Below are 11861 nucleotides of genomic sequence, written 5' to 3' on the forward strand. Positions count from 1 at the left end.
AATCGAGGAGCGAAGGCGACTCAATTGAAAATCGAGGAGCGAAGGCGACTCAATTGAAAATCGAGGAGCGAAGGCGACTCAATTGAAAATCGAGGAGCGAAGGCGACTCAATTAACAATCGAGGAGCGAAGGCGACTCAAATAGTCTAATTTTAATGAACAAAGAAAAGCATCCGATTTGACGAAAGGATTATTGGATGGAACTGCAGGAATAAAAAAAGAAAAACGGATCGTATGGAAAAAAGGAAAATAATTTTAGCTGTTGTTATTTTGTTTAACGTACTATTTTTTATACAAGCCAAAGACAAAAAAGTCATTTATTTGAATGACTATTTAAATACAGAACAACCTAACTCGGATGCTATGCCGGCTATCAGAGCCGCTCTCGAACAATGTATCCTGAATAAAGCTTCAACGTTGGTGCTGCCGGGAGGTCGTTTATATATCAAGCGGGACCAGGCCTTTGAGAAGTACCAGTTTATCAGTAATAATAATGAGAGTCTGAAGCGTATCGCATTCGATTTAGCAGGTATGGAAGATTTTACGGTAGAAGGTAATAATACCGAACTTATGTTTAGCGGGTTTATATCGCCTTTTAATCTGGAAGAATGCAGGAATGTGACTATCAACAATCTTACAATCGATTATACCAGAACATTTAATTCTGAAGGGATAATCGTAAATAAAGGAGAAGGATGGCTCGATATAAAATTTCCGGAAGACTATATGTACGATACCGATAATGGCACCCTTCGTTTCAAGGATGAAAATCATGTATATTATCCATACTCCAATCTTTTGGAATTCGATTCCAAACTGCGTGAACCGGCATTTCAAGCGAAAGATTTTTGGTTATGGAGCCCTGTTGCTGCTGAAGAAATTGAGAAAGGGACAGTCCGTATCAAGCGGGATGATTTGAAAGGTACAATAGGAAATACACTGGTTTTTGGAGCCTCTGCACGGTATAATCCGGCATTTACATTAAACACATGTGAGGATATAAATATATATAATGTCAATCTCTATCATTGCGGCGGTATGGGTGTCATAGCCCAGAGCAGTGAAGATATTGAACTTCGCAAGGTAAATGTTACCCCTACACCCGGGAGTAACCGTATGATCAGTATCACGGCTGATGCCACTCATTTTGTGAATTGCAGCGGATATATCCGTATGATTGATTGTATATTCGAGAACCAGAAAGATGATGCATCAAACATTCACGGTTGGTATATGGCCGTAGAAAGTGTGAAGGATGACTATACCATGCTGCTGCGTTGGAAAAATAAGGGACAATATGGGGTTGATTTTATAACGCCTCATTCGACATTGGAGTTTGTTGACAATGAGACGATGTCCACTTATGATAGAGCGAAAGTCAAAAGCGTAAAACGACTTAATAAAGAGTATCTTGAAGTAGTTATGTCAACACTATTGCCAAAAGAAATAAAGAAAAATCATGTTGTGGCGGCAGATGATGCGTATCCGGAAGTACTGATTAAAGGTTGCCGTATACAAAAGAATCGTGCCAGAGGCTTATTGCTCGGATCACGCGCACGTATGGTTATTGAGGATAACTATTTTCATACGCCGGGTGCTGCCATCTTATTTGAAGGTGATGGTAATTATTGGTATGAACAATCCGGCGTTAGAGATGTAATCATTCGGAATAATATTTTTGAAAACTGTAATTATGGTAGCGAGGATTGGGGAAGAGCATGTATTGCCGTAGGCAGTGGTATTCCCAATAAAGAAGTAAGTAGGTATCATCATAATATTCGAGTGGAAAAAAACATATTCAAGACATATGATCCGCGTATACTTTATCTGTATAGTGTTGACGGTTTTATATTTAAAAATAATACGATTGAGAAAACAAATGCTTACCTTTATACTCGATCGGAAAATCGACCCTTCGTGGTAACGGATAGTTCAAATGTGGAGATAACTGAAAAATAGATAATTTATTCTCCCTAAGCATGAAACGAGCATCTAAATCACACCTTAGTGCAAAAAAATAAAATAATTCGTATGAAAAAAATTATAATCCTGACATTCATTTGCGGTTTTTGTGGTAATCTCTTCGCGGAGTTGCAACTTCCTTCGGTTCTGAGTAGTAATATGGTCCTTCAGCGGAATACTGCTGTAAATCTGTGGGGAAAAACATCTCCGGGTAGTGATGTGCAAATCGTGACATCGTGGAATAACAAAAAATATGTTGCCTCTGCAGATAAACAGGGAAAATGGATCATACAGGTCGATACGGACGGGGCGGGAGGCCCTTACACGATTCACTTTACCAGTAACGGCCAGCAAATAGTTCTTGATAATGTGCTTTTGGGTGAGGTATGGATTTGTGGAGGACAATCCAATATGGAGATGCCCGTAACAGGTTTTATGCAACAACCCGTGGAAAATTGTATGGATGCCGTAATGGATGCTGTACAATATCCGAACATCAGAATGTTTACCGTACCCAGACAGTCCTCGGAAATACCCTTGTATGACTGTAAAGGGGAATGGTTGACTTCTGATCCCGAATCCGTGTCAAGTTTTAGTGCGGTGGGTTATTTTTTTGGAAAAACTCTGTCAAAGGTTCTAAATATACCTATCGGTTTGATCTCTTCTAACTGGGGCGGATCCACCATTGAAACATGGATGACGGATAACTCGATCGATCAGATTGAAGGTATTGATCATGCATTGGCAAAATCAGGGACTTCCGAGAACAGCAGTCCCCAACGGTTATATAACGGGATGATCTTGCCTATTTGCAACTTTACGGCGAAAGGCTTTATCTGGTATCAGGGTGAGTCGAATAGGAAAAATTGGTTTGATTATAAAAAGTTACAAATCGGTTTAGTCGGTTTGTGGCGCAAAAGCTGGAATGACGAGAAAATGCCCTTTTATCTGACACAACTTGCACCGTTTCGATATGAAGGAGACAGTCTTCGTTCGCTGGCTATGGTAGTGGAATCCCAATATCAGGCAGTTAAAGAGATCCCTTTTTCCGGAGTAGCCGCAACAACCGACATAGGCAACCCCACATGTATCCACCCCGAGAAGAAGTACGAAGTCGGTCTTCGTTTAGGATATCTGGCTTTAACCAACGACTATGGAGTGAAAGGGTTACCTGCTCTTGCTCCCACATTTAAATCGATGGAACGCAAAGAGAAGAAACTTATACTCAGTTTTAATAATGTGTCGGAAAAGTATGAATGGAACGAGCCAAATAGTTTTAAAGGTTATTTGCCGGCGGGTTATGTGACTCCTGGAGGATTTGAGATAGCAGGGAATGATGGCGCCTTTTATCCTGCCAAGGGGAATTATATATGGTGGGAGAATAAGATAGAAGTTTGGTCAGATGAGGTTCCGGATCCCGTAGCTGTGAGATACGCATTTATGAATTATTGTCCCGATGCCAATGTAATAACCACGGTGGGACAACCATTAGTCCCTTTCAGGACAGATGATTGGGAGGTTAAAGATATAGGGGAAATCAAGTGAATTCATTACTATTCAATTCTTTTGCTTCAATAGGTGTTTTTTTGATTGTATTTGTATTCCGCCGACTGAATTACCGGGGATTGAACATAGGCGGGAATTTACAATCGGCCGATGTTCGCATACAACTCCTATGAAATTTAAATATAGCTTATTTGCCTGTTTTCACTAAAAAGAATATCTTTGGGAAAAATTTACTGATGGGATGAGTCTTTGATGGGATGATTTGTTGATTTATGAATGTATGATTCAATCTTTTTACTTAATCTCCTTCAATCTTACTCAATCTTCTACATTCTCATTATCACTGTCTTTAAGATCAGGATTCTGAAAGATGGCATGCATCTAAATAAAATAATAATATGAAAACACTGCGGGTACCAAAGCAAGATGTTTCACAACTTGAAACGATATTCGATAAGATCAAGATGCTTCATGAAACCGGGGCGGAAGCGCCTATCGACCAGGTGAACTGGAAGGAAGATTTTCCGAAAACCCTGCCTGTAACGGTGCGGGTAACGCATGACGCAGAGACTCTCTACCTTTATTATTCGGTAATAGGAGAAGCTGTTCGTGCGGCAAATACCGAAGATTTCGGATCGGTCTGGGAGGATAGCTGCGTAGAATTCTTTATGCAGCGAGAAGGAGAAAGCGGGTATCGCAATTTCGAATGCAATATATTGGGAACGTTGCTTTCCCGCCGGCATGAGACAAGGGAAAAGGGAGAAAAACAGATTCACGAAATGACCTCTATTTTCAGATATAGTACCATCTCTCACAGATATGAAGAGGGTAGGCAGGTGAGCGATTGGCGCATGTATCTGGAAATACCCAAAAAAGCGCTGGGTTTTGATGCCCATGAATCGCTTTCCGGACAAAAAATCAGGGCTAATTTCTATAAATGCGGCGACGAAACACCTGAACCCCATTTTTTAAGTTGGAATCCCATCGATCTGCCCAAACCGAATTTCCATGTTCCCCAGTTTTTTGGATTACTGGAATTGGAATAATAGTAAGGGATATCTTATTTTCGAAGAACCAAAAAACCGGAACAGAATTTAATACCGGGGATAGACCGGATTTGACGAATTGGTAGCCGAAGGAGCACGGATAACACATAGCATAATCAAACAAAACTAAAATAAATATAATGGACGAGATGAATAAACTGAAAGAGATCGTTTCTCAATTTATCGGAGACGATGCTAACACGGAGATAAAACCGCTTGGAAAAGGACATATCAATGATTCGTACAAAGTAGTATCAGGTGGTAAGGAGTATGTATTGCAACGGATTAATCACCATATATTTAAGAATGTACCCGAATTGCAGAACAATATCCACAGGGTGACCGGACATATTCGTGAAAAACTGGAAGCGCTGGGCGTCACCGATATCGATCGTCGTGTACTTACGTTGATCCCTACCCAGGAAGGAGCCCTTTATTATCAGGATAATGCAGGAGATTACTGGCGGGTAATGGATTTTATCAAAGACAGCAAAAGTTATGATGAGATCAATCCCGAACTGGCATACCGGGCGGGAATGGCTTTCGGCGATTTCCAGAAAATGCTGGCCGATCTTCCGGGAGAGCCGCTGTTCGAGACTATTCCGAACTTCCACAATATGGAAGCGCGCCTCAAAACGTTCCGGGAGGCGGTGGAGGCTAACAAGGCGGGACGATTGAATCAAGTTGCCGGATTGGTAAAAGAGATTGAAGATCGTGCTGAAGAGATGTGCAAAGCAGAGAAGTTGCACCGTGAAGGCAAACTGCCCAAGCGGATCAATCATTGCGATACCAAAGTGAATAATATCTTGTTCGATAATGATGATCAGGTTCTCTGTGTAGTGGATCTGGATACCGTGATGCCGGGCTATGTGCTTTCCGACTTTGGAGATTTTATCCGCACAGGAGCCAATACGGGTGCGGAAGATGACAGGAACCTCGATAATATATCTGTCGATCTGGATATCTTTGAGGCCTATGCGAAAGGTTATCTGAAAAATGCAGCATCCTTCCTCTCGGATGTGGAGATAGAAAACCTCGCTTTCGGAGCGAAACTGCTTACCTACATGCAGACGGTACGTTTCTTTACGGATTATATCGATGGGGATACCTATTACAAAATTGCTTATCCGGAGCATAATCTGGTGCGCACCGAAGCGCAGTTTAAACTGCTGCAAAGCCTCGAAGAAAACTTCGGGGAGATGCAACGGATCGTAAAAGAAGCTGCCGGGAAATAATTCCGATTACAACTTCTCAACTTCATTTCCGGTCTCTTATGAAGAAGAAAGTGGAGGATATATTATCCAAAAAATAGCTTCTACTTTCCTCACGAAGGTAAAAATGGAGAATATATTATCCAAAAACAGGCGCTGTGAAGAAAAAATAACTATCTTTGCACCGCTTTATTTTGAGGAGAAAACGTGGCAAAGTTCAGTTTGTACAATATTTCCCTGAAAAATCTTTCCGAGGGAGTGCATACCTTTGAGTATGACCTGGATAGAAAATTCTTCGACGCCATTGATGGTGAAGAAGTGCGGAAAGGAAATGTGAAGGTGACGGTCAATGTGCGGAAAACGTCATCCACTTTCGAATTTAATTTCGATCTTAAAGGTGTTGTCCAGATACCCTGTACACGCTGTCTGGATGATATGAACCTGGATGTGGATACCCAGAGCCGGCTGATCGTAAAACTCGGTAAAGAATATTCCGAGGAGAGCGATGAGATAGTGATCATTCCCGAAGAGGAAGGAGAGATCAATATAGCCTGGTTCCTGTACGAATTTATTGCCCTGACCATTCCCATCAAACATGTACACCCCGCAGGTGAATGTAACAGGGTTGTTTCCTCCAAATTGCGTAAACATCGGGCTGTCAGTACAGATGATGACGATGATGACGATGGCGATATTCCGGATGATGATTTTTCGGATGAGGAAGAGTCGCAGGATAATGATCCCCGTTGGGATGCACTCAAGGGATTGAACCTGGAAGAGAACTGAGTATATCAACAATTAAAAACCAAATATAGAAATGGCACATCCAAAAAGAAGACAGTCTTCTGCAAGACAAGGGAAAAGAAGATCGCACGATCATGCCAAAATGCCTACCATGGCAATCTGCCCCAACTGCGGAGCATGGCATATTTATCACACCGTGTGCGGTGAATGCGGTTACTACAGAGGTAAATTAGCTATTGAGAAAGACGCAACGGCATAACTACCTGTTAGTTTACAGAAAAAGAAGACCCTGAAACATCCGAATTACTTTTCAGGGTCTTTTTTTCACTAATTATTTTTTACGACGATGAAACGATTAAACGCCGTCATCACCGGAATTGCAGCTAAAGTGCCGGATTATGTCCTCACCAACGAAGAACTTTCCACCATAGTTGATACGTCCGATGAGTGGATCATGACCCGGGTAGGGATTAAAGAACGACGAATCCTAAAGGGTGAACAACAGGGTATTTCGGTATTGGGCACAGCGGCTGTAAAAGAGCTGCTGGCAAAGACGGACACGGCTCCCGGAGAGGTTGACGCGGTAATCTTCGCCACCTCTACTCCCGATCATTTCTTTCCTTCGTCGGCCTCTATCGTGGCTGAAAATAACGGTATCAAAAATGCTTTCTGTTTCGATATGGAGGTAGCCTGTTCAGGATTTGTTTACGGGCTGGAGATTTGCAATGGTCTCATCCAAACAGGCAAGTATAAAAAGATAATTCTGCTGGCGGGCGATAAGATGTCGTCCATCACCAATTATAAAGACCGTACCACTTGTCCCCTTTTCGGTGATGCGGCAGGGGCAGTGATGATCGAACCCACCGGAGAGAACATCGGTATTATGGATGTGGAACTTCATTCGGACGGAGTGGGGTATCAGCCGCTGCAAATGAAAGCCGGGGGGAGTAAATTTCCCGCCACGCACGAAACGGTGGATAATGCGGAACATACCGTATATCAGGATGGGAGAGTGGTATTTAAGAATGCCGTTTCACGTATGACTGAAGTTTCGCTGGATATTATGAAACGCAATAATCTTACCATCGACAACGTCAATTGGCTGGTTCCCCACCAGGCGAATATGCGTATCATTGATGCGATTATAGACCGTACCGGCTTACCACGTGAGAAAGTAATGATCAATATTGAACGTTACGGAAATACCAGTGCAGGCACTATCCCGCTTTGCCTGTGGGAGTGGGAACCTAAACTGAAAAAAGGGGATAATGTGATCCTGGTCGCTTTCGGGGCCGGTTTCTCGTGGGGAAGCGTTTACCTGAAATGGGGATACGACGGGAAAGGGAAGAGGGAAGAGTGAAAAATTAAAAGTGAAATCCGTGAGTAAGCGAGAGCAAAAACAAGTTTACTTGAGTTTGCCGGGTAATAGCAGATTGCGCGAAGCGAAAAGGTGGGAAGGTGACACAACATAGACGCATCGGAAACGGTGCGTTTTTTTATCTTTATTGGGTAACAATGGGGTAAAATCGGCTGGTAGATGTTATCTTTGTCGTATTAACGGGTTATAAATATGTCGCAGAATAAACATCGTTCCGGTTTTGTCAACATCGTGGGCAATCCCAATGTAGGTAAGTCCACATTGATGAACCGGCTGGTAGGAGAAAAAATTTCTATTATTACGGCAAAGTCGCAGACTACACGCCACCGTATTATCGGTATTGTGAATAGACCTGAATATCAGATAGTCTATTCCGATACGCCGGGAGTACTGCGTCCTAATTATAAGTTGCAGGAATCGATGCTGAATTTCTCTTTATCGGCGCTGGACGATGCCGATGTATTGCTCTATGTTACCGATGTGGTGGAGAAAATCGATAAGAATGATGAATTTCTGAGTAAGGTGCAACGATTGAATCTGCCGATCCTGTTGCTCATCAATAAAATAGACCAGACAAACCATGATGAATTAGAGAAATTGGTCGCGCAATGGCAGGAACTATTGCCGCAGGCAGAGATATATCCCATTTCGGCATTGAACAATTTTAGTGTGGATGTGGTACAGAAGCGCATCCTGGAACTTTTGCCGGAATCGCCCCCTTATTTCGAGAAAGATGCGCTCACTGATAAACCTGCCCGGTTTTTCGTCACCGAGATTATCAGGGAGAAGGCATTGTTGATCTATCAGAAAGAGGTTCCCTATTCCATAGAGGTCGTCGTGGAGGAGTTTAAGGAAGAAAGCGATTTGATTCGGATCAGGGCGGTTATGTTGGTGGAACGCGATTCCCAGAAGGGGATTGTGATCGGTCATAAAGGTGAGTCGTTGAAAAGATTGGGAACGATGGCACGAAAGGATATCGAGCGGTTCTTTGAGAAAAAAGTCTTTTTACAGCTTTATGTGAAAGTGGAAAAAGATTGGAGGAACCGCGATAATATGTTGAAAACTTTCGGATACAGGCTGGATTAATGAGCCAATGTGCTAATGAGTTAATAGGCCAATTAGTAAATCGGCAAATCAATTTGCAATTGTAGAATGGTAATTAATCATCCTCAATATGTCAAATCTCAAATTCTTTATTTTCATTTTCCGTTTTTAATTTACAAAAAGTCTTGACTCTTGGCTCTTGATTCTTGACTCTAATATAGTCTAAAAAAATATGCAAAATTTAGTAGCGATAGTAGGACGTCCCAACGTAGGGAAATCCACCCTCTTCAACCGGTTGACACAAACCCGCCAGGCTATTGTGACAGAGACCGCAGGTACCACACGGGACCGCCAGTACGGAAAAGTGATCTGGAGCGGACAGGAATTTTCACTGGTCGATACCGGTGGCTGGGTGGTAAATTCCGATGATGTGATGGAGGATGAGATCAATAAACAGGTTCGTATCGCCATAGAAGAGGCGGATGTAATTCTGTTTGTGGTGGATGTGATGCATGGCCTGACCGACCTCGATGAGAGGGTAGCCCAGATGCTGCGTAGATCGGGTAAGCCTGTAGTGGTGGTATCCAATAAATCGGACAATTTCGACTTGGGACATCAGTCGGCGGAATTTTATTCTCTCGGCCTGGGTGATCCGTTCGGTGTTTCGGCCATTAATGGTTCGGGGACCGGTGACCTGCTGGATCATATCCTGACGCTGTTCTCAAAAGACAACAGTGAGGAAGCATTGGATGATATACCTAAATTTGCCATAGTGGGCCGTCCGAATGCCGGAAAATCTTCCATCATCAATGCGCTGATCGGAGAAGATAGGAGCATCGTGACCGATATTGCCGGTACCACGCGCGATTCTATCCATATGCACTACAATAAATTCGGTATGGATTTTTACCTGATCGATACGGCCGGGATCCGTAAAAAAGGAAAGGTGACGGAAGATCTGGAGTATTTCTCCGTAATCCGTTCTATCCGGGTTATAGAAAATGCCGATGTATGTATTCTCCTGCTCGACGCAACCCGGGGTATCGAAGGTCAGGATCTGAATATTTTTTCACTTATACAGAAGAACCGGAAGGGGCTGGTTGTTTTCGTCAATAAATGGGACACGGTGGAAGAAAAGGATAACATTGTGATCAAGACATTTGAAAATGCGATCCGTCAACGTCTGGCACCCTTTACCGATTTTCCCATTATCTTCGGGTCGGCGCTGACCAAACAGCGAATCCTCAAGGTGATGGATACCGCCAAAGAGGTGTATCAGAATAAAAAGCGCAGAGTGCCTACCAGTAAACTGAATGAAGTGATGTTACCGATCATTGAAAGGACGCCCCCCCCGGCAAACAAGGGGAAGTTTATCAAGGTCAAGTATATCACCCAACTGGCCAATACACAGGTACCCTCCTTTGTTTTCTTCTGTAATCTGCCGCAATGGATCAAAGAACCCTACAAACGGTTTGTGGAAAACAGGATGCGCGAGAACTGGAATTTCACAGGTACGCCGATCAATATTTTTTTCAGGGAAAAGTGATGTATAGAACAAAGAGTCCGGAGCCAAGACATTTCAACTTCTGGGCTTGGATTTTCTGACAGATCCCTCTTGGTTAATAGTCTTGATTCTAGAAATTTCCATGTACCTTGATGTAAAAAAATAGACTAATCTTATGAAATCACAAAAATATTGCGTTAATTTGTATTACTTTTGCAAAGGTAGGCGAATGATAAAAACTGCTATCTTGTTTTAAAAAGAATAAAATTGAAATGCAACATATCGGCTCCTAAGGCCGGGCAAAACGAAGGGACTACTGATGAATACGAAAAACAATCTTGACAACGAGAAATTATCTGTTAACGAAGAAAAGAATGATGAAGACCTGCAGTCTGAATTCACGGAAAAGGATTCAACGGTAGAAACCCCTCAAGCTGAGATACCTGCTGTAGAGGAAACGGAAAAGGATGATTTGCCGGAATCGGAAGAGAGCACTTCTGAAGAGGCAACCATGGAAGAGTTGCCCGAAGGCATAGAAGAACCCAAAGGCGTGGAAGAAGTTGTCGAAGGGGACGGGGCCACAGAAGGAGTAATTGCAGAAGAGATAACCCCAGAAGAGATAACCCCGGAAGAAATAGTTCCCGAAGAAATAACTCCTGAAGAGATAACCCCGGAAGAGATAACTCCGGAAGAGATAACTCCGGAAGAAATAGTTCCTGAAGAGGCGGCACCTGAAGAGACGGTTGAAGAAGAATCTCCCATTGATTATGATCTGGACGACGTGAATGGTGTAGAAGAATCTGAAGGTGAGGAAGAAGATACGGATGAGGATTCCCTTATAGATGATACTTCCGGTACCTTGCTTCCCATTGAAGAGATCGTACGTAACCTGCATGATCTGTTGAATTCGGAAAATCCGAAACGCAAGGACGTGGATGAGTATAAAAATCAATTTTATCGTTCTTTGCGGAATGAAACAGAGTTACAGAAACAGGAGTTTCTCTCAAAAGGGGGAGAAGAGATCAATTTTCTGGGGAAAGAATCGGAAATCTATGCCGAAGGAAAGGAGTTGCTTCAGAAGATAAAGGAAAAACGGGCGGATATTCTCGCAAAAGAAGAGGCGGAGAAAGAAAAAAATGTTGCCAGAAAGCTGGCTATTATTGAACAGATCAAAATTCTGACCGAAACTCAGGGGCAGGAGGATTTCAATAAGATATACCAGGAGTTCAAATCGCTTCAGCAAGAGTGGAGCGATATCAAACTGGTGCCTCAGGTGAAAGTGAACGAGTTATGGAAGTCGTATCAGCGGTACGTGGAGAAATTTTATGATCTGGTACGTATCAATAATGAGTTCAGGGAATATGATTTCAAGAAGAATCTTGAAATAAAGATTGAGTTATGTGAAGCTGCGGAGAGGCTCGATGATGAGCCGGATGTGGTTTCGGCTTTCCATCAATTACAGAACCT

At 42.7% G+C, this 11861-nt stretch carries 10 protein-coding genes; all 10 read left to right on the plus strand.

The window, feature by feature from the left end; translation table 11 throughout:
• Nucleotides 1-320 precede the first annotated feature (320 nt).
• Nucleotides 321-1958 carry a right-handed parallel beta-helix repeat-containing protein gene (locus Q0502_RS05525; protein ID WP_298648175.1) on the plus strand — a complete coding sequence of 546 codons (1638 nt, stop codon included), beginning with the start codon at nucleotides 321-323 and terminating at the stop codon, nucleotides 1956-1958.
• A 72-nt stretch (nucleotides 1959-2030) separates the two neighbouring features.
• A complete protein-coding gene (locus Q0502_RS05530) occupies nucleotides 2031-3506 on the plus strand; it encodes a sialate O-acetylesterase (RefSeq protein WP_298648178.1) in 1476 nt (491 codons plus the stop codon).
• Between the two features lie 359 nt (nucleotides 3507-3865).
• The gene (locus tag Q0502_RS05535) at nucleotides 3866-4513 is read left to right on the plus strand and encodes a carbohydrate-binding family 9-like protein (protein ID WP_298648181.1); all 648 of its coding nucleotides are present in this window, start codon (nucleotides 3866-3868) and stop codon (nucleotides 4511-4513) included.
• A 149-nt stretch (nucleotides 4514-4662) separates the two neighbouring features.
• Nucleotides 4663-5748: an aminoglycoside phosphotransferase family protein gene (locus Q0502_RS05540; protein ID WP_298648201.1), complete on the plus strand. Its 1086-nt coding sequence runs from the start codon at nucleotides 4663-4665 to the stop codon at nucleotides 5746-5748.
• Nucleotides 5749-5931: 183 nt separating this feature from the next.
• Nucleotides 5932-6510, plus strand: coding sequence for a DUF177 domain-containing protein (locus Q0502_RS05545; RefSeq protein ID WP_298648184.1), 579 nt, complete (start codon nucleotides 5932-5934; stop codon nucleotides 6508-6510).
• Nucleotides 6511-6541: 31 nt separating this feature from the next.
• Nucleotides 6542-6727, plus strand: a complete 186-nt coding sequence (rpmF, locus tag Q0502_RS05550; RefSeq protein ID WP_298648187.1) for a 50S ribosomal protein L32 — start codon at nucleotides 6542-6544, stop codon at nucleotides 6725-6727.
• An 87-nt stretch (nucleotides 6728-6814) separates the two neighbouring features.
• Nucleotides 6815-7828 carry a beta-ketoacyl-ACP synthase III gene (locus Q0502_RS05555; RefSeq protein WP_298648190.1) on the plus strand — a complete coding sequence of 338 codons (1014 nt, stop codon included), beginning with the start codon at nucleotides 6815-6817 and terminating at the stop codon, nucleotides 7826-7828.
• Between the two features lie 210 nt (nucleotides 7829-8038).
• Nucleotides 8039-8932, plus strand: coding sequence for a GTPase Era (gene era, locus Q0502_RS05560; protein WP_298648193.1), 894 nt, complete (start codon nucleotides 8039-8041; stop codon nucleotides 8930-8932).
• Between the two features lie 190 nt (nucleotides 8933-9122).
• Nucleotides 9123-10436 (plus strand): ribosome biogenesis GTPase Der, encoded by a 1314-nt coding sequence (gene der / locus Q0502_RS05565; RefSeq protein WP_298648195.1) that lies wholly within the window; start codon nucleotides 9123-9125, stop codon nucleotides 10434-10436.
• A gap of 277 nt (nucleotides 10437-10713) precedes the next feature.
• On the plus strand, nucleotides 10714-11861 hold a 1148-nt coding region (locus Q0502_RS05570), incomplete at its 3' end, for a DUF349 domain-containing protein (RefSeq protein WP_298648198.1).

Origin of the sequence: uncultured Proteiniphilum sp., from assembly GCF_937873925.1 — a bacterium.
GTDB lineage: Bacteria > Bacteroidota > Bacteroidia > Bacteroidales > Dysgonomonadaceae > Proteiniphilum.